The 20,194-nt window shown below is 69.6% G+C and carries 12 protein-coding genes; 10 read left to right on the top strand and 2 right to left on the bottom strand.

Going from position 1 to position 20,194, the window contains the following annotated elements; translation table 11 throughout:
• Positions 1-29: 29 nt before the first annotated feature.
• On the bottom strand, positions 30-764 hold the full coding sequence (locus tag BKK80_RS26470) for a TetR/AcrR family transcriptional regulator (RefSeq protein WP_083384540.1): 735 nt from the start codon (positions 762-764) through the stop codon (positions 30-32).
• 126 nt (positions 765-890) lie between these two features.
• Here BKK80_RS26470 and BKK80_RS26465 point away from each other — a divergent pair, with 126 nt between their 5' ends.
• Genes BKK80_RS26465 through BKK80_RS26445 form a run of 5 tightly spaced genes read left to right on the top strand, consistent with a single transcriptional unit; the run spans position 891 to position 9,350 of the window.
• Positions 891-2,768, top strand: coding sequence for a PHA/PHB synthase family protein (locus BKK80_RS26465; protein WP_083384541.1), 1,878 nt, complete (start codon positions 891-893; stop codon positions 2,766-2,768).
• 3 nt (positions 2,769-2,771) lie between these two features.
• On the top strand, positions 2,772-4,301 hold the full coding sequence (locus BKK80_RS26460; protein ID WP_084545770.1) for an efflux transporter outer membrane subunit: 1,530 nt from the start codon (positions 2,772-2,774) through the stop codon (positions 4,299-4,301).
• Between the two features lie 24 nt (positions 4,302-4,325).
• Positions 4,326-5,393, top strand: coding sequence for an HlyD family secretion protein (locus tag BKK80_RS26455; protein WP_071071936.1), 1,068 nt, complete (start codon positions 4,326-4,328; stop codon positions 5,391-5,393).
• The gene (rbbA, locus tag BKK80_RS26450; RefSeq protein WP_071071934.1) at positions 5,393-8,146 is read left to right on the top strand and encodes a ribosome-associated ATPase/putative transporter RbbA; all 2,754 of its coding nucleotides are present in this window, start codon (positions 5,393-5,395) and stop codon (positions 8,144-8,146) included. Before BKK80_RS26455 ends, rbbA begins: the two co-directional genes overlap by 1 nt.
• Position 8,147: 1 nt before the next feature.
• Positions 8,148-9,350, top strand: coding sequence for an ABC transporter permease (locus BKK80_RS26445; protein WP_083384542.1), 1,203 nt, complete (start codon positions 8,148-8,150; stop codon positions 9,348-9,350).
• Between the two features lie 1,914 nt (positions 9,351-11,264).
• Here the strand turns inward: BKK80_RS26445 and BKK80_RS26440 are convergent.
• Positions 11,265-11,963 carry a TetR/AcrR family transcriptional regulator gene (locus tag BKK80_RS26440; RefSeq protein ID WP_071020512.1) on the bottom strand — a complete coding sequence of 233 codons (699 nt, stop codon included), beginning with the start codon at positions 11,961-11,963 and terminating at the stop codon, positions 11,265-11,267.
• Positions 11,964-12,211: 248 nt separating this feature from the next.
• Between BKK80_RS26440 and BKK80_RS26435 the strand changes: the two genes are divergently transcribed.
• The 5 genes from BKK80_RS26435 to BKK80_RS26415 all read left to right on the top strand — a co-directional run bounded on the left by BKK80_RS26435 (position 12,212) and on the right by BKK80_RS26415 (position 20,040).
• Entirely contained in the window at positions 12,212-13,939 is a 1,728-nt protein-coding gene (locus BKK80_RS26435; RefSeq protein WP_071039887.1) for an AMP-binding protein, read from the top strand.
• 136 nt (positions 13,940-14,075) lie between these two features.
• The gene (locus BKK80_RS26430) at positions 14,076-15,257 is read left to right on the top strand and encodes an isovaleryl-CoA dehydrogenase (protein WP_071020517.1); all 1,182 of its coding nucleotides are present in this window, start codon (positions 14,076-14,078) and stop codon (positions 15,255-15,257) included.
• 91 nt (positions 15,258-15,348) lie between these two features.
• Entirely contained in the window at positions 15,349-16,956 is a 1,608-nt protein-coding gene (locus tag BKK80_RS26425; RefSeq protein WP_071020520.1) for a carboxyl transferase domain-containing protein, read from the top strand.
• A gap of 26 nt (positions 16,957-16,982) precedes the next feature.
• A complete protein-coding gene (locus BKK80_RS26420) occupies positions 16,983-17,771 on the top strand; it encodes an enoyl-CoA hydratase/isomerase family protein (protein WP_071020523.1) in 789 nt (262 codons plus the stop codon).
• A gap of 235 nt (positions 17,772-18,006) precedes the next feature.
• Positions 18,007-20,040, top strand: a complete 2,034-nt coding sequence (locus BKK80_RS26415) for an acetyl/propionyl/methylcrotonyl-CoA carboxylase subunit alpha (protein ID WP_071071932.1) — start codon at positions 18,007-18,009, stop codon at positions 20,038-20,040.
• Positions 20,041-20,194 lie beyond the last annotated feature (154 nt).

Raw genomic sequence — 20,194 nt, 5'->3', positions numbered from 1 at the left:
GCGCCGGCGCAGACTGCCTTTCCCGCCGCTTAAGCGCACATGTCTTGATGTGGATCAAGCGCCGCGCCGGCAGCGCGTCCGCCGAACAGCGCGCAGCACATCTCGACATGGGCCGCGCGTCGCTGCGCCAGTTCGGCCTCGTCCGGCGCGCCGCCGACGATCGCCGTCAGCAGGATGTGGACGAAGGGCGATACCAGCAGCCAGGGATGGTCCAGGGCCACGCCTTCGCGGCACAGTCCGCGCCGCACCGCTTCGCGCAGCAGGCCGGCGATCTCCGCATGCATACCGTCGAGCGCGGCACGGCGCCAGCGCTCGACCAGGCGCGGCACGCGCGCGCTCTCGGCGCACAATAGGCGCATGGTGCCGACCATGGCCGGATCGGCCAGGTTGGTGTGGAGATGGCCGACCAAGCGCTCGGCCAGTTCACGCGCGCTCGCCACGCCGGCGAGCATGGCTTCCCTATCGAGCGGGCGCGGCGTCAGCTTGCCGGCCAGCAGCGCCTCCAGCACCTCGTCCTTGCTGGCGAAATGCACATAGAGGCCGCCCTTGGACAGGCCGGCGCGGCGCGCGATGTCCTCCATGCGGGTGTCGGCATAGCCCCGCGCCGAGAATTCGCACAACGCGGCGCCCAGGATCTGCTCGACGCGCAAGGCGGGTGGCAGGCGTCGGCGCCCGGTCCCCGTCACCGGGTTGGCGGCGGATGCGGCGGAAGGTAGCAAGTCGGGCGGTGGCTCGGACGGCGGGTTGCGACGAGGCAACGGCATGGCAGCACGGCGCCGCGGGTCGCGCGGCAGCGGTCGACTTCGGAGCCCCATTAGAAACCGACTGGCCGGTCAGTAACTTGACACGCATCAAGGTCCTTCGCGGTCACTTTGTTCAGAATGGCCGCCATGGGCACGAAACCGCGTGCCCCGGGCGCGCCGGCCGGGCCAGAAGCCCCGCCGGCGCCGCAATGCCTGCCGGACGCGCGGCGCGCCGCCGCCCGTCCGGCCCCGATACGGAGCCGATTTCGCATGAGCACTTCTCCCGAACGGCCGCACCGCGACACCGCCGCGGCTGCACTCGACACGGCCGCGCGCGGCGCCCTCGCCCGCTGGACCGGCTCGCTGTCCCCCGCCGCGGGGGCGCTGGCCTGGCTGGACTGGGCCTCCCATCTCGCCATGGCGCCCGGCAAGCGTATCGAACTCGCCGAGCACGTCGCCACCGGCGCCGCCGAACTGAACCGCTATCTCGCCGAGTGCCTGGCCGCCGGCCCCGGCAGCGCACACACCTGCATCGACCCGCCCGCCGCCGACCGCCGCTTCGCCGATCCCGCGTGGCGGCAATGGCCCTTCAACCTGTGGCACCAGCGCTTCCTGCTGATGCAGAGCTGGTGGACCGAGGCCACGCGCGACGTGCCCGGAGTCGAACCGCACCACGCGCAACTGGTGGCCTTCGCCGCCCGCCAGTGGCTGGACATGCTGTCGCCCGGCAACCAGCTCGCCACCAACCCGGTGGCACTGCGCCGCACGCTCGAGGAAGGCGGCGCCAACCTGCTGCGCGGGGCCCGCAATGCCTGGGATGACTCGCTGCGCCAGCTCGCCGGCCAGGGCCCGGCCGGCACCGAACGCTTCCGCGTCGGCCAGGAAGTGGCCATCACCCCGGGCAAGGTGGTGTACCGCAACAAGCTGATCGAACTGCTGCAATACCGCCCGGCGACCGGCAAGGTACGGCCCGAGCCGATCCTGGTGGTCCCTGCCTGGATCATGAAGTACTACATCCTCGACCTGTCGCCGGACAACTCGCTGATCCGCTATCTGGTCGGCCAGGGCTACACGGTCTTCTGCATCTCCTGGAAGAACCCCGATGCGTCCTACCGCAACGTCGGCATGGACGACTACCTGAGGCAGGGCGTGCAGGCCGCGCTCGACGCGGTCCAGGCCATCGTGCCCAAGGCCCGCATCCACGCCACCGGCTACTGCCTGGGCGGCACGCTGCTGTCCCTGGCGGCGGCGGCCATGGCGCGCGACGGCGACACGCGCCTCGCCAGCCTGACCCTGTTCTGCGCGCAGACCGACTTCAGCGAGCCCGGCGAGCTCGGCCTCTTCATCGACGAGAGCCAGGTCAGCCTGCTGGAGGCCCAGATGGCGCGCACCGGCTACCTGACCGCCCAGCAGATGGCGGGCGCCTTCCAGATGCTGCGCCCCTACGACCTGCTGTGGTCGCGCATGGTCAACGACTACCTGTTCGGGCAGCGCCGCCCGATGTCCGACCTGATGGCCTGGAACACCGATGCCACGCGCATGCCCGCGCGCATGCATTCCGAATACCTGCGCCGGCTGTTCCTCGACAATGACCTGGCGGAAAACCGCTACCAGGTCGGCGGCAAGCCGGTGATGCTCGGCGACCTGCGCCTGCCGGTCTTCTGCGTGGGCACCGAGACCGACCACGTGGCGCCATGGCGCTCGGTCTACAAGCTGCATTACCTGTCGCCGGCCCCCTTGACCTTCCTGCTGACCAGCGGCGGCCACAACGCCGGCATCGTCAGCGAACCGGGCCATCCGCATCGCAGCTACCGCGTGCTGTGCCGCCCCGCGGGCCAGGCCAGCATGACGCCCGACGAGTGGCTCCAGGCCGCGCCGGCGCAGGCCGGCTCCTGGTGGCCGCAATGGGTGGACTGGCTGGACAACCTGTCCGGCCCGCCGGGCGCGCCGCCGCGCATGGCCGCGCGGCGCCACGGTTCTGCCGCACTGGGCGATGCGCCGGGCAGCTACGTGCTGGAGCCATGAACCATGCCGCGCCACCCTGCTCGATCGCATTCCTCCGCGCACGCGCCGCTGGCGCCGCACTGGCTGCCCGCGGCCCTGCTCGGCTCGCTGCTCGGCCCCCTGCTGGCCGGCTGCATGTCGCTGGCCCCCTCCTACCAGGCACCGCCGCTGCCGGTCGCCGATCGCTACGACGCAGCCGTGGCCGAGACGCAGGGCACCAGCACGACGCCGGCTGCCGAAGTGTCCTGGCAGAGCTACTTCCAGGATCCCGCCATGCGCGGCCTGATCGGCACCGCGCTGGCCAACAACCGCGACCTGCGCGTCGCCGTGCTGCGCGTGGAGGAAGCACGCGCCGCCTACGCAATCCGGCGCGCCGACCTCTTTCCCACCGTCGGCCTGCAGGCCGACGGCACGCGCGCCCGGACTCCCGGCGACCTCAACCTGAGCGGCCGGCCGCTCACCGCCAGCCAGTACCAGGTCAGCCTGGGCGCCGCCGGCTGGGAGCTGGATTTCTGGGGCCGCGTGCGCAACCTGAAGGATGCGGCGCTGGAGAACTACCTGGCCACCGACGCCGCGCGCCGCGCCTTCACGCTCAGCCTGGTGGGCGAGGTAGCCGATGCCTACCTGACCCTGCGCGAGTATGACGAGCGGCTGGCCCTGACGCGCCAGACCATCGCCAGCCGCGGCGAGTCCCTGCGCATCTTCCGGCGGCGCTACGAGGTGGGCGCCATCTCCAAGCTCGACCTGACCCAGGTCGAGACCCTGTACGAGCAGGCGCAGGCGCTCGGCGCCCAGCTCGAGCAGACGCGCGCGCAGCAGGCCCATGCGCTGGAGTTGCTGGTGGGCACGCCGCTGGCGCTGCCGCCGGCGAGCGAGCGCCTCGACGACGATGCCGTGCAGCGCGACCTGCCGGCCGGCCTGCCCGCCGAACTGCTGGACAAGCGGCCGGACATCGTCGCCGCCGAACACCAGCTGCGCGCCGCCAACGCCAATATCGGCGCGGCGCGTGCCGCCTTCTTCCCGCAGGTGACCCTGACCGGCGCCTTCGGCACCGCCAGTGCCGAGCTGGATGGCCTGTTCACCGGCCCCAGCCGCGCCTGGAGCTTCGCGCCCAGCATCAGCCTGCCGATCTTCGACGCCGGACGCCGGCGCGCCGGGCTGGACCTGGCCGAAGTCCGGCGCGACCAGGCCGTGGCCACCTACGAACGCACCGTGCAGGCGGCCTTCCGCGACGTCTCCGACGCGCTCGCCGCGCGCTACTGGCTGGCGCGCCAGGTCGCAACGCTGGGCGCCACCGTCAAGGCGCAAGGCGAACGCGAGCGCCTGGCGCGCCTGCGCTACGACCACGGCGCCTCGCCCTTCCTCGAAGTGCTCGACGCCCAGCGCGACCTGCTCTCCGCCCAGCAGCAGTTCGTGCAGACACGGCGCGCGCTCATCTCCAGCCGCGTGGCGCTTTACACCGCGCTGGCCGGTGGCATCGGCACGCTCGATGCCGCCCCGGAGGACGTCGCGAGCACCCTGTCCGCCACGCCACACGCGGACGCCACCCCCTGACAACCAGGCCACCAGATCGAACCCATGCCTCTGCCCGCCCGCAAACTCCTCCCCGCCTTCGTCGTGCTGGCCCTCGCCGGCGCCGCCTACTACGGCTGGAAGCTGATCGGCCACGACGGACCGGGCGACGGATTCGTCAGCGGCAACGGCCGCATCGAAGCCACCGAGATCGACGTCGCCACCAAGCTGGCCGGCCGCGTCACCGCGGTGCTCGTCACCGACGGCGACTTCGTCAAGGCCGGCCAGCCGCTGGCGCGCATGCAGAGCGACACGCTGCAGGCACAGCGTGAGGAAGCCGACGCCCAGCGCCAGCGCGCCATCAACGCCGTGGCCAGCGCCAAGGCCCAGGTGGCCCTGCGCGAAAGCGACCGGCGCGCCGCCGAGGCCGTGGTGGTGCAGCGTGAGAGCGAACTCGATGCGGCACGGCGCCGCTTCGCGCGCTCCGAGACGCTGTCGCGTGAAGGCGCCTCGTCGATGCAGGAACTGGACGACGACCGCGCCCGCGTGCACAGCGCCGAAGCCGCCGTCAACGCCGCCCGCGCGCAGGTGACCGCCGCGGCGGCGGCCATCGATGCCGCGCGCGCCGAGCAGACCGGCACCCAGTCCTCGGTGGCCGCCGCCGAGGCCACCATCGCGCGCATCGACGCCGACATCCGCGACAGCGAACTGCGCGCCCCGCGCGACGGCCGCGTGCAGTACCGCGTCGCCCAGGCCGGCGAAGTGCTGGGCGCCGGCGGCAAGGTGCTGAACATGGTCGACCTGGCCGACGTCTACATGACCTTCTTCCTGCCCGAGCAGGTCGCCGGCCGGGTCGCCATGGGCGACGACGTGCGCATCGTGCTCGACGCCGTGCCGCAGTACGTGATCCCGGCCAAGGTCAGCTTCGTCGCCAGCACGGCTCAGTTCACGCCCAAGACCGTGGAGACCGCCAGCGAACGCCAGAAGCTGATGTTCCGCGTCAAGGCGCAGATCCCGCCCGAGCTGCTGCGCCGCCACCTGGAATACGTCAAGACCGGCGTGCCCGGCATCGCCTGGCTCAAGCTCGACGCCAAGGCGCAGTGGCCGGACAAGCTGCAGGTGCGGGTACCGTGATGGCGAACCGGCCCCCGCCCGCCGTCCAGGTCCGGGGCGTGACGCTGCGCTACGGCAGCACGCTCGCGCTCGATGCCATCACCCAGGACATCCCCGCCGGCTGCATGGTCGGCCTGATCGGCCCCGACGGCGTCGGCAAGTCCAGCCTGCTGGCGCTGGCGGCGGGCTCGCGGGCGGTGCAGGAAGGCACGGTGACGGTCCTCGGTGGCGACATGGCGAGCGCCCGCCACCGCGACGCGGTCTGTCCGCGCATTGCCTATATGCCGCAGGGCCTGGGCAAGAACCTCTACCCGACCCTGTCGGTGGAGGAAAACCTGCAGTTCTTCGGCCGCCTGTTCGGCCACGACCGCGAGGAACGGCGCCGCCGCATCGATACCCTGACGCGCGCCACCGGCATGCACGCCTTCCTCGGCCGCCCGGCCGGCAAGTTGTCCGGCGGCATGAAGCAGAAGCTGGGACTGTGCTGCGCCCTGATCCACGATCCCGACCTGCTGATCCTGGACGAGCCCACCACCGGCGTGGACCCGCTCGCGCGCGCCCAGTTCTGGGACCTGATCAACGGCATCCGCCGCCAGCGCCCGGGCATGAGCGTGATCGTCGCCACCGCCTACATGGACGAGGCGCAGCGCTTCGACTGGCTGGTCGCCATGGACGGCGGCCGCGTGCTCGCCACCGGCACACCGGACGAGCTGCTGGCGCGCACCGGCACCGATGCGCTGGAAGCCGCCTTCATCGCCCTGCTGCCGGAGGCGAAGCGGCGCGGCCACCAGCCCGTGGCGATCACACCGCTGCGCGTGGACGAGCAGGCCAGGATCGCCATCGAAGCGCGCGACCTGACCATGCGCTTCGGCGACTTCACCGCCGTCGACCACGTCAACTTCCGCATCCGCCGCGGCGAGATCTTCGGCTTCCTCGGCTCCAACGGCTGCGGCAAGTCGACCACCATGAAGATGCTGACCGGGCTGCTGCCGGCCAGCGAGGGCACGGCCTGGCTGTTCGGCAAGGCAGTCGATCCGCGCGACCTCGACACGCGCCGGCGCGTCGGCTACATGTCGCAGGCCTTTTCGCTGTATGGCGAGCTGACCGTGCGCCAGAACCTGGTGCTGCACGCCCGCCTGTTCCATGTGCCGGAAGCGGACATCCCGGCGCGCGTCGACGAGATGGTGGCGCGCTTCCACCTGGCGGAGGTGCTCGACACGCTGCCGGACAGCCTGCCGCTGGGGGTGCGCCAGCGCCTCTCGCTGGCGGTGGCGATGGTGCACAAGCCCGAACTGCTGATCCTCGACGAGCCGACCTCGGGCGTCGATCCGGTCGCGCGCGACAACTTCTGGCGCCTGCTGATCGCGCTGGCGCGCGAGGATCACGTCACCATCTTCATCTCCACCCACTTCATGAACGAGGCCCAGCGCTGCGACCGCATCTCGCTGATGCACGCCGGCCGCGTGCTGGTCAGCGACACCCCGCACGCGCTGACGCGCCAGCGCGGCGCCGCCACGCTGGAAGAGGCCTTCATCGCCTACCTGGTCGACGCCGGCGCGGGTACGCAGGGCGGCCAGCCGGATGGCGCCGAATCGGAATCCGCCGCCATCCTCGACAGCGGTGGTGGACACGCGCCCACGCCCACGCGCGGCTTCAGCCTGGGCCGCGCCCTCAGCTATATGTGGCGCGAAGCGCTGGAACTGCGCCGCGACCCGGTGCGCGCCACCCTGGCGCTGGCCGGCTCCCTGCTGCTGATGTTCGTCATGGGCTTCGGCATCAGCATGGATGTGGAAGACCTGCACTATGCCGTGCTCGACCGCGACCAGACGGCGCTGAGCGAGAACTACCGCTTGAACCTTGCCGGCTCGCGCTACTTCATCGAGCAGGCCCCGATCACCGACTACGCGCAGATGGACCGGCGCATGCGCAGCGGCGAACTATCCCTGGCCATCGAGATCCCGCCCGGCTTCGCGCGCGACGCCGCGCGCGGCAAAGCGGTGCAGATCGGCGTGTGGATCGACGGCGCCATGCCCCAGCGCGCCGAGACCGTGCGCGGCTACGTGCAGGGCATGCACCAGGGCTGGCTGGCCGAGCAGGCGCGCCAGCGCCTCGGCACCAGCGTCGGCACGGCGGTCACGGTGGCAACGCGCTTCCGCTACAACCCCGACGTGCGCAGCCTGCCGGCCATGGTGCCGGCGGTGATTCCCTTGCTGCTGCTGATGATGCCGGCCATGCTGACCGCCCTCGCCGTGGTGCGCGAGAAGGAACTGGGCTCGATCATCAACCTCTACGTGACCCCGGTCACGCGCCTGGAATTCCTGCTCGGCAAGCAGGCGCCCTACGTGCTGCTGGCCATGCTGAACTTCCTGCTGATGACACTGCTGGCGGTGACGCTGTTCGACGTGCCGATCAAGGGCAGCTTCCCCACCCTGCTGCTGGCGGCCGCCATCTACTGCGTGATCGCCACCGCCATCGGCCTGCTGGCCTCCACCTTCACCCGCAGCCAGATCGCCGCCCTCTTCTTCACCATGATGGGAACCATGGTGCCCGCGGTGCAGTTCGCCGGCCTGCTGAACCCGGTCGCCTCGCTGGAGGGAGCGGGCTACCTGATCGGGCAGGTCTACCCCGCCACCTATATGCTGACCGTCAGCCGCGGCGTGTTCAGCAAGGCGCTCGACTTCGCCGACCTGCGCAGCGCCTTCTGGCCGCTGCTGCTCGCGGTACCGGTGATCCTGGGCGCCTCGGTGGCGCTGCTGAAGAAGCAGGAGAGCTGAGATGAACGCCAACGACACCGGGGCCGCCGCGCCCGCCCGGCAAGACGCCAGCCCGGCCGCGCCCACCACCCGCACCCGGCCCCGCCACCTGGCCAATATCTACCGGCTGGGGGTCAAGGAGCTGTGGAGCCTGGTGCGCGATCCCATGATGCTGATCCTGATCGTGTTCGCCTTCACCGTGACGATCTACACCTCGGCCACGGCGATTCCCGAAACCCTGCACATGGCCCCCATCGCCGTCACCGACAACGACGGCTCGCCGCTGTCCTCGCGCATCGTCTCGGCCTTCTACCCGCCGCACTTCTCCGCCCCGGCCATGGTCAGCCCGGCCGGGGCCGACGCCGGCATGGACGCCGGCCGCTACACCTTCGCGCTCGACATCCCGCCCAACCTGCAGCGCGACGTGCTGGCGGGGCGTCCGGCCGAGATCCAGCTCAACATCGACGCCACCCGCATGAGCCAGGCCTTCACCGGCAGCGGCTACGTCCAGCAGATCCTCAACGACGAAATCAACGAATTCGTGCGCCGCTACCGCGCCGCCGCCGACCTGCCGGTCGACCTCGCCGTGCGCATGCGCTTCAACCCCAACCTGACCCAGTCGTGGTTCGGCGCCATGATGGAGATCATCAACAACGTCACCATGCTCTCCATCATCCTGACCGGCGCCGCGCTGATCCGCGAGCGCGAGCACGGCACCATCGAGCACCTGCTGGTGATGCCGGTCACGCCGACCGAGATCATGCTGGCCAAGGTGTGGTCGATGGGCCTGGTGGTGTTGCTGGCGGCGGGCTTCTCGCTCACCTTCGTCGTGCGCGGCGCGCTGCACGTTCCCATCGAGGGTTCGATGTGGCTGTTCCTGGCCGGCGCCGCGCTGCACCTGTTCGCCACCACCTCGATGGGGATCTTCATGGCCACGCTGGCGCGCAGCATGCCACAGTTCGGCATGCTGCTGGTGCTCGTGCTGCTGCCGCTGCAGATGCTGTCGGGCGGCAGCACGCCGCGCGAGAGCATGCCGGAGTTCGTGCAGGTCATCATGCTGGCGGCGCCGACCACCCACTTCGTCGAGCTTGGGCAGGCCATTCTCTATCGTGGTGCTGGGATGGGCGTGGTCTGGAAGCCGTTTCTTTTCCTGCTGGTGATCGGCAGTGTCTTGTTTGCGTTTTCGCTGGGGCGGTTTCGTAGGGCGTTGAGTCAGATGGCTTGATCTTTTGGGCTTGAGTTGGTTGGTTTTGGGATGGCTTGTCGGTGTGCTTGGCAACGGCTTGCTCTGGTGATTTGGTACCTTGCCGTTTGGGTTCGGGCGGTGTTGGTCTGCGAGACAAAAGCCTGTTTCGACTCCCCTGCGGGGAGCCGACTCACTTTCTTTGTCTCGCCAAAGAAAGTAAGCAAAGAAAGGCGACCCGGGTGCGGCGACCCCCCCTCGCGAATGGGCCCCGGCCGCCGCGCCCGTCCGAACTCGCGGCCTGCGGCCGCTCAGACAGCGGACGGGCTTCATCGGCGGCCGGGGCCCATTCGCGAGGCGCCGCACACGGGAGGGAAAGGCCAACCGTTGGTCTGCGAGCGGGCTCACTTTTGCATAACAGCCAGGTTTGCTAAGCCTTTGTGTTCGGCCAGCAGCTGGCCGAACACAGCCCACCCGAAGCGAAGCGAGGCGTGGCGTCTGTTCCCTGCCGTGTGCGGCGCCTCGCGGGCTGGGGCAAAGAGCGGATTAGAGGGCCCCCTGTCTGAGGATCGCCCTAAGGCGATCCGAGTTGGGGCCCGGCCGCTCTTTGCCTCAGCACGCGAGGGGTTTTTGAGCCGCACCCGGCGCGCCTTCTTTGCCTACTTTCTTGGGCAAGACCAAGAAAGTAGGTCGGCTCCCCCGCAGGGGGAGTCGAAACAGGCCGTTGTCACACTGACCGATACCACTCGAATCCACGCGCAAAAGCCGTGCGTCACGAAAGCGAGTCGGCTCCCCGCAGGGGGTCGAAACAGGCCGTTGCCCCGCACACGAACACCGCCCGAAAACAAGCGACAAGGCATCGAATCACGCGTGCATTGGTGTTCGGCCAGCTGCTGGCCGAACACAGCCCACCCGAAGCGAAGCGAGGCGTGGCGTCTGTTCCCTGCCGTGTGCGGCGCCTCGCGTGCTGGGGCAAAGAGCGGAAAAGAGGGCCCCCTGTCTGAGGATCGCCTTAAGGCGATCCGAGTTGGGGCCCGGCCGCTCTTTGCCCCACCACGCGAGGGGGGGTTGAGCCGCCCCCGGCGCGCCTTCTTTGCCTACTTTCTTGGGCAAGACCAAGAAAGTAGGTCGGCTCCCCCGCAGGGGGAGTCGAAACAGGTCGTTGCCTCGCAAACCAACACCGCCCGAAGACAAGCGACAAGGCATCGAGTCACGCGTGCATTGGTGTTCGGCCAGCGAGCTGGCCGAACACCCCCACCCGAAGCGCAGCGAGGCGTGACTTCTTTTCCCTGCCGTGTGCGGCGCCTCGCGGGCTGGGGCAAAGAGCGGAAAAGAGGGCCCCCTGTCTGAGGATCGCCTTAAGGCGATCCGAGTTGGGGCCCGGCCGCTCTTTGCCCCCGCACGCGAGGGGGGGTTGAGCCGCACCCGGCGCGCCTTCTTTGCCTACTTTCTTGGGCAAGACCAAGAAAGTAGGTCGGCTCCCCCGCAGGGGGAGTCGAAACAGGCCGTTGTCACACTGACCGATACCACTCGAATCCACGCGCAAAAGCCTTGCGTCACGAAAGCCAGTCGGCTCCCCGCAGGGGAGTCGAAACAGGCCGTTGCCCCGCACACGAACACCGCCCGAAAACAAGCGACAAGGCATCGAGTCACGCGTGCATTGGTGTTCGGCCAGCGAGCTGGCCGAACACCCCCACCCGAAGCGCAGCGAGGCGTGACTTCTTTTCCCTGCCGTGTGCGGCGCCTCGCGGGCTGAGGCAAAGAGCGGATTAGAGGGCCCCCTGTCTGAGGATCGCCTTAAGGCGATCCGAGTTGGGGCCCGGCCGCTCTTTGCCCCAGCACGCGAGGGGGGGTTGAGCCGCACCCGGCGCGCCTTCACAGAGTCACGAGAGCCGAAACAGGCCGTTGCCTCGCATACCGACATCGCCCAACCCCAAGCGCCAGAGCAAGGCAAACCTACTTCCCCTCCTCCACCCGCCTCAACGCCACCCCCACCTCCCCATAAAACCGCTTCAACGCCGCCACCTCCAGATCAGGCGGCAGCAAAGCCGGCCACAGCAAGGCCACCAGGTGCTGCGCCGTCTTCTCGATGTCGACCGGGCGCCCGCCCACCACCGCATCCCACAGCACGTGCTCCATCGGACCGAGGATGGCCGAGCGCAGCAGGCTGAGCGGCAGGTCGGCGCGGATCTCGCCGGCTTCCCGTGCGCGCGCCAGCAGGTCCATCAGCGGCGCGGTGTAGCGGCGCTGCAGCGGCAGGAAGACCTCGCCCAGGCCCTGTCCCTTGGCGCGCCCTTCGGAGAGCACCAGGGCGCACAGGCCGGTGCCCTGGATCAGGAACAGCCGCAGGTGCGTATGGATGAAGAACTCGAGCTGCGCCCGGGTGCTCTGGCCGCGCGGCATGCCGTTCTCGATGGCGGCGATGATCTCGTCGTACCAGTCCTGGATCACGCGCGCGCACAGTTCGCGCTTGCTGTGGAAGTAAGTGAAGATGGTGCCTTCCGAGATCCCCAGGCGCTGGGCGATCTCGGTCGTGGTGGTGCGCTCGTACCCCAGCTCGGAGAACACCTCGCGGCTGATCCGCAGGATGTCGCGTATGCGTTGTTCCGCCTTGGCGCGCGCCGGTACGCGCCGCCTGGCCAGGGTGTCGTCCATGGAACTATCCTCTTTGCGTGGGCCGGCCGGGATGGCGGCTGCCGCCTCCGCCCGTGCTCCGCAGTTTCTTGAATGTCACTCAATTTGCATTTGCAATTTTGCCAATGCCGGTGTAATTTTACCCCGTTGGCGGCGAAGCGATCGTCGCTCAAAGCAGAAATAAAGCAAAAAAATCAGGCAGTCAGATAGCCGTAACATAGTTGAGACACACTCAACATTCAACGGCAAGCACCCATCTGGAGACGACCATGACCGACACCACCCGCACCGAGACAGCCGTGGGCCTTCCCCTCGACGGAATGTCGCACGTGCGCGGCGATACCCGCATCCCGCTGTCCGAGCAGACCATCCCGGACTTCCTCGCCGCCACCGCGGCGCGCTTCCCGGAGCGGCCGGCGGTGGTGTTCCGCGAACAGGGCGTGCGCTGGACCTGGCGCGAGTTCACCGCCGCGGTCGATGCCATGGCCGCCGGCCTGCTGGCGCTCGGCCTGCGCCGCGGGGATCGTGTCGGCATCTGGTCGCCGAACCGGGTGGAATGGCTGCTGACCCAGTTCGCCACCGCGCGCGCCGGCCTGGTCATGGTCAACATCAATCCGGCCTACCGGCTGGCCGAGCTGGAGTACGCGCTCAACAAGGTCGGCTGCAAGGCCATCATCGCGGCGGAAACCTTCAAGACCTCGCGCTACCTGGAGATGCTGCAGACGCTGGCGCCCGAGCTGGCCGCCAGCGCACCCGGCGCGCTGCAGGCGGCGCGCCTGCCGGCGCTGCGCTGGGTGATCCGCATGGGCGAGGCACGCACGCCGGGCATGCTCAATTTCGACGAGATGGTGGCGCGCGGCGCCGCCGTGCCACGTGCCGAACTGGACGCACTGACGGCCTCGCTCGACCGCAACGACCCGATCAATATCCAGTTCACCAGCGGCACCACCGGCGCCCCCAAGGGCGCCACCTTGACGCACCGCAACATCCTCAACAACGCCCGCTACATCGCCATGGCGATGCGCTTCACCGAGCAGGACAAGCTGTGCATCCCGGTGCCGCTCTACCACTGCTTCGGCATGGTGCTGGCAGTGCTGGCCTGCGTGTCCACCGGCGCCTGCATGGTGTTCCCCGGCGAGGCCTTCGACCCGGTCGCCACCATGGCGGCGGTCAGCGAGGAGCGCTGCAGCGCCCTGCACGGCGTGCCGACCATGTTCATCGCCCAGCTCGACCACCCCGACTTCGGCAGCTACGACTTCTCCTCGCTGCGCACCGGCATCATGGCCGGCGCGCCCTGCCCGATCGAGGTGATGAAGCGGGTGATCAAGGACATGCACATGGCCGAGGTGACCATCGCCTACGGCATGACCGAGACCAGCCCGGTGTCCTTCCAGAGCGCCACCGACGACCCGCTCGACAAGCGCGTGGCCACGGTCGGGCGCGTCCATCCGCACCTGGAGTGCAAGGTGGTCGACGTCGACGGCCAGGTGCTGCCGGTCGGCGCCACCGGCGAGCTGTGCACGCGCGGCTATTCGGTGATGCAGGGCTACTGGGAGGATGAGGCGCGCACGGCCGAGGCCATCCGCGACGGCTGGATGCACACCGGCGACCTCGCCACCATCGACGCCGACGGCTACTGCAATATCGTCGGCCGCGTCAAGGACATGCTGATCCGCGGCGGCGAGAACGTCTACCCGCGCGAGATCGAGGAGTTCCTCTTCCGCCACCCCAAGGTGCAGGCCGTGCAGGTGTTCGGCGTGCCCGATCCGAAGTACGGCGAGGAGATCTGCGCCTGGATCGTGCTACGGCCCGGCCAGAGCGCCACCGAGGACGAGATCCGCGCTTTCTGCCGCGAGCAGATCGCCCACTACAAGATCCCGCGCTACATCCGCTTCGTCGACGAGATGCCGATGACCATCACCGGCAAGGTGCAGAAGTTCGTCATGCGTGAGCGCATGACGGTGGAGCTGAACCTGACCGAACCGAAGACCGCCTGAACCTGCGTCTCGAACCGCGAACCCCGAACCCCGAAGCGTCCGGCCCCGCCCGCGGGACCGGTCGCGCAGGACTGCCAGCAAGCCAGAACGACAAGCCGAACAACGGCGCTCAACCATTGACGAAAGGCACACGACCATGACCGAACTCCCCGGACTGAAATTCGACCTCGGTGAAGACATCGAGATGCTGCGCTCCGCCGTGCGCGACTGGGCCCAGGCCGAGCTGGCGCCGCGCGCCGGCGAGATCGACCGCACCGACCAGTTCCCGATGGACGCCTGGAAGAAGATGGGCGACCTCGGCGTGCTCGGCATCACCGTGGCCGAGGAATACGGCGGCGCCAATATGGGCTATCTCGCCCACATGATCGCCATGGAGGAGATCAGCCGCGCCTCCGCCTCGGTGGGCCTGTCCTACGGCGCCCACTCCAACCTGTGCGTGAACCAGATCCACCGCAACGGCACGCCGGCGCAGAAGGCCCGCTACCTGCCCAAGCTGGTCTCGGGCGAATGGATCGGCGCGCTTGCCATGAGCGAGCCGAATGCCGGCTCGGATGTGGTCAGCATGAAGCTGCGCGCCGACTTCAAGGGCGACCGCTATGTGCTCAACGGCACCAAGATGTGGATCACCAACGGCCCCGACTGCGACGTGCTGGTGGTCTACGCCAAGACCGAGCCCGAGCTGGGCGCGCGCGGCATGACCGCCTTCATCGTCGAGAAGGGCATGAAGGGTTTCTCGGTGGCGCAGAAGCTGGACAAGCTGGGCATGCGCGGCTCGCACACCGGCGAGCTGGTGTTCGAGGACGTCGAAGTGCCGGTGGAAAATATCCTCGGCGCCGAGAACGGCGGCGCCAAGGTGCTGATGAGCGGCCTCGACTACGAGCGCGCCGTGCTGTCGGGCGGCCCGGTCGGCATCATGCAGGCCTGCATGGACGTGATCACCCCTTACATCCACGACCGCAAGCAGTTCGGCCAGAGCATCGGCGAGTTCCAGCTGATCCAGGGCAAGGTGGCCGATATGTACACCACGCTGCAGGCCGCGCGCAGCTACCTGTACACGGTCGGCAAGAACCTCGACGCGCTCGGCAGCGACCACGTGCGCCAGGTGCGCAAGGACTGCGCGGCGGTGATCCTGTACACGGCGGAGAAGGCCACCTGGATGGCCGGCGAGACGGTGCAGATCCTGGGCGGCAATGGCTACATCAACGAATACCCGGCCGGCCGCCTGTGGCGCGACGCCAAGCTGTACGAGATCGGCGCCGGCACCTCGGAGATCCGCCGCATGCTGATCGGCCGCGAACTGTTCGCCGAGACCATGTAAGCCCGCGCCGCGGCGGGCCGCGCTGCCACTGCGCCCGCCGCGCCCGCCCCGGACCCGATCCGCCCTGATCCGCCCCGAACCGCGAGACCCCATGCCCATCCTCGAATCCAAGCTCAATGCCCGCGCCGAGGCCTTCAAGGCCAATGCCGAGGCCATGCAGGCCCTGGTGGCCGACCTCAAGGCCAAGATCGCCAAGCTCGCCGAAGGCGGCGGCGAAGCCGCGCGCGACAAGCACCTGGCGCGCGGCAAGCTGCTGCCGCGCGACCGCGTGCAGCAACTGCTCGATCCGGGCACGCCTTTCCTGGAGCTGTCCCAGCTGGCGGCCTACGACATGTACGACGATGCGGCGCCCGGCGCCGGCATCATCACCGGGATCGGCCGCGTGGCCGGCCAGGAATGCGTGATCGTCTGCAACGACGCCACCGTCAAGGGCGGGACCTACTACCCGATGACGGTGAAGAAGCACGTGCGCGCGCAGGAGATCGCCGAAGAGAACAACCTGCCCTGCATCTACCTGGTGGACTCCGGCGGTGCCAACCTGCCGAACCAGGACGAGGTGTTCCCGGACCGCGACCATTTCGGCCGCATCTTCTACAACCAGGCCAACCTGTCCAAGCGGGGCATTCCGCAGATCGCCGTGGTGATGGGCTCCTGCACCGCGGGCGGCGCCTACGTGCCGGCGATGAGTGACGAGTCCATCATCGTCAAGAACCAGGGCACCATCTTCCTGGGCGGCCCGCCGCTGGTGAAGGCCGCCACCGGCGAGGAAGTCAGCGCCGAGGACCTGGGCGGCGCCGACGTGCACACCCGCCTGTCCGGCGTGGCCGACTACTTCGCGCAGAACGACCTGCACGCGCTGTCGCTGGCGCGCAATATCGTCCAGCACCTGAACCGCCGCAAGCCCGACCAGATCCGCCTGCACGAGCCCAAGCCGCCGCGCTACCCGGTGGAAGAGCTGTACGGCGTGATCCCCACCGACACGCGCAAGCCGTACGACGTGCGCGAGGTGATCGCGCGCATCGTCGACGACTCCGACTTCGACGAGTTCAAGGCCCGCTACGGCACCACGCTGGTGTGCGGTTTCGCCCGCATCTGGGGTTACCCGGTCGGCATCGTCGCCAACAACGGCATCCTGTTCTCCGAATCGGCGCTCAAGGGCGCGCACTTCATCGAACTGTGCTGCCAGCGCAAGATCCCGCTGGTGTTCCTGCAGAACATCACCGGCTTCATGGTGGGCCGCAAGTACGAGAACGAAGGCATCGCGCGCAACGGCGCCAAGATGGTGACCGCGGTCGCCACCGCCCAGGTGCCCAAGTTCACCGTGATCATCGGCGGCTCCTTCGGCGCCGGCAACTACGGCATGTGCGGCCGCGCCTACTCGCCGCGCTTCCTGTGGATGTGGCCCAACGCCCGCATCTCGGTGATGGGCGGCGAGCAGGCCGCCAGCGTGCTGGCCACCGTGCGCCGTGACGGCATCGAGGCCAAGGGCGGCAACTGGAGCGCCGAGCAGGAAGAGGCCTTCAAGCAGCCGATCCGCGACCAGTACGAGCACCAGGGCCACCCCTACTACGCCAGCGCGCGACTGTGGGACGACGGCGTGATCGACCCGGCGCAGACCCGCACCGTGCTCGGCCTCGGCTTGTCGGCCAGCCTCAACGCACCGATCGAAGACATGAAGTTCGGCGTCTTCCGCATGTGAGTGGCCGACATCTACAGGATCGCCCCATGGAATTCACCACCCTCACCGTCACTACCGCCCGCCACGTCGCCACGGTCACGCTGAACCGCCCGGACGTGCGCAACGCCTTCAACGAGACCGTGATCGCGGAGCTTACCGGCGCCTTCCGCGCGCTGGGCGCGGAGCCCGAGGTGCGCGCCATCGTGCTGGCCGGCAACGGCCCGGCCTTCTGCGCCGGCGCCGACCTGAACTGGATGAAGAAGATGGCCGGTTACTCCAATGAGGAGAACCATGCCGACGCGCTCACGCTGGCCGAGATGCTGTACACCATCTGGTCCTGCCCCAAGCCGGTGATCGCCCGCATCCATGGCGACACCTACGCCGGCGGCGTCGGCCTGGCCGCGGCCTGCGACATCGCCGTGGCCGCCGACCATGCGCACTTCTGCCTGTCGGAGGCGCGCCTGGGCCTGCTGCCCGCCACCATCAGCCCCTATGTGATCCGCGCCATGGGCGAGCAGGCAGCGCGCCGCTACTTCATCACCGCCGAGCGCTTCGATGCCGCCGAGGCGCTGCGCCTGGGCTTCGTCCATGCCGTGGCCGGCGCCGATGCGCTCGACGCCAAGGTCAACGAGATCAGCGCGGCGCTGGTCGCCAACAGCCCGAACGCGGTACGCGAAAGCAAGCGCCTGGTGCGCGAGGTAGCCGGCCGCCCGATCGACGACGACCTGCTGGCCGACACCGCCGAGCGCATCGCCGCCATCCGCGCCTCCGACGAAGGCCGCGAAGGCGTGCGCTCCTTCCTGGAGAAACGCACACCAGCCTGGCGTCCCGCCTGAGCCTGCGCACGACACGAGCTTTGCTCCCCTCTCCCGCTCGCGGGAGAGGGGCCGGGGGAGAGGGCTGGCACTTGCCAGCATGACGGCGTCCAGACCACGTCCAGACCGCGTCTAACGCGCGGCGGCACGGCGGCCCCCTCCCGACCCCGTAGCCACCCAGACCGGAACGGGAAGTGATGAGAGCGCACCTCGACCAGCGCCGATCCTGCCCCTACACCACACAGGTAGAGACACTATGTTCAACAAGATCCTGATCGCCAACCGAGGAGAAATCGCCTGCCGCGTGGCGGCCACCTGCCGCCGGCTGGGCATCCGCACCGTGGCGGTGTACTCGGACGCCGACGCCGACGCGCGCCACGTGGCCTTCTGCGACGAGGCCGTGCACATCGGCGGCGCCGCCGCGCGCGACAGCTACCTGCGCGCCGACCACATCATCGAGGTGGCGCGCGCCACCGGCGCCCAGGCCATCCACCCCGGCTACGGCTTCCTCTCCGAGAACGAGGGCTTCGCCGAGGCCTGCGCGGCCGCCGGCCTGGTCTTCATCGGCCCGCCGGCCTCGGCCATCCGCGCCATGGGCAGCAAGAGCGCGGCCAAGCAGCTGATGGAGACCGCCGCCGTGCCGCTGGTGCCCGGCTACCACGGCGAGGACCAGGACCCGGCGCTGCTGCGCCGCGAGGCCGACCGCATCGGCTACCCGGTGCTGCTCAAGGCCAGCGCCGGCGGCGGCGGCAAGGGCATGCGCGTGGTCGAGGCGCCCGAGGCCTTCGAGGCCGCGCTGGCCTCGGTCAAGCGCGAGGCGCTGGCCAGCTTCGGCGACGAGCGCGTGCTGGTCGAGAAGTACCTGACGCGCCCGCGCCACATCGAGATCCAGGTCTTCGCCGACAGCCAGGGCCACTGCGTCTACCTGTTCGAGCGCGATTGCTCGGTGCAGCGGCGCCACCAGAAGGTGCTGGAAGAGGCGCCGGCGCCGGGCATGAGCGAGGAACGCCGGCGCGCCATGGGCGAGGCGGCGGTGGCCGCGGCGCGCGCGGTGGGCTACGTGGGCGCCGGCACGGTGGAGTTCATCGCCAACCAGGACGGCAGCTTCTACTTCATGGAGATGAACACGCGGCTGCAGGTCGAGCACCCGGTGACCGAGATGATCACCGGGCAGGACCTGGTCGAGTGGCAGCTGCGCGTGGCCGCGGGCGAGCCGCTGCCGCTGGCGCAGGAGCAGTTGCGCATCGACGGCCACGCGCTGGAGGCGCGCATCTACGCCGAGAACCCGGACAAGCAGTTCCTGCCCTCGACCGGCACGCTGCGCTACCTGCGCACGCCGGCGGCGGTGCAGTTCATGCGCGGCGGCGCGGTCGACGGCAACCCGCACGGCCCGGCCGGCGTGCGCATCGACGCGGGTGTGCGCGAGGGCGACACCATCAGCCCCTACTACGACCCGATGATCGCCAAGCTGATCGTGTGGGGGCGCGACCGCGACGAGGCGCTGGCGCGCATGCGCCAGGCGCTGGCGGCCTACCAGGTGGTGGGGCTGTCGACCAACGTGGCCTTCCTGCAGCGGCTGGTGGCGTGCGAGGCCTTCGCGCAGGCGGACCTGGACACCGGGCTGATCGAACGCAACCGGGCAGTGCTGTTCCCGCCGGCGGCGCCGGTGGGCATGGAGGCCATCGCGCTGGCGGTGGCGGCGCTGCAGGCGCGCGAGGCGGCCGAGCGCCGCGTCGACGAGGCCGATCCCCACTCGCCCTGGGTGCGTGCCGGGGCCTGGCGCCTCAATGGCGACAGCCACACGGACTACCTGTTCGGCGCCGCCGACGGCGAACTGCGGGCACGCCTGCAGGCCACCGCGGCCGGGGAATGGCTGCGCTTCGACGGCCGCAGCGAGCCCTTCCGCGCCGTGGCCCACGATGGCAGCTGCACCGTGGTGCTGGGCGGCCGCACGCTGCACGGCCATTACCACCTGGAGGATGACGCCGTCCATGTGTTCCAGGCTGGCCGGCATGTGCGGCTCGACATCGTCGATCCGCTGCGCCACGCCAGTGCCGCCGAGGCCGATGGCGGCAAGCTGGCGGCGCCGATGCCCGGGCGCATCATCGCGGTCATGGTCGAGGCCGGCAAGACCATCCGCAAGGGCGACCCGCTGGTGGTGATGGAAGCGATGAAGATGGAGCACACCCTGACGGCGCCGGCAGACGGCGTGGTCGGCGAAGTGCTGTATGCCGTGGGCGACCAGGTGCAGGACGGCGCCCAGCTGGTGACGCTGGCCCCGGCGGCCTGAGACCCCCCATCTCCCCGCCTTGGCGCGCCTGCCCCGGACGGGGCCGCGCCAGGCGGCGGCGCCCGCCGGGCGCCGCAAAAGCCCGGCGCAGGGCTGCCCTGTCACTCACAAGGCGACACGGATCCGGTGGCCATCCCGTGGAATCCCGCATTGC

Origin of the sequence: Cupriavidus malaysiensis (genome assembly GCF_001854325.1) — a bacterium.
GTDB lineage: Bacteria > Pseudomonadota > Gammaproteobacteria > Burkholderiales > Burkholderiaceae > Cupriavidus > Cupriavidus malaysiensis.
The sequence above is the reverse complement of the archived record's forward strand: the minus strand, read 5'-3'. Positions and strand labels throughout refer to the sequence as shown.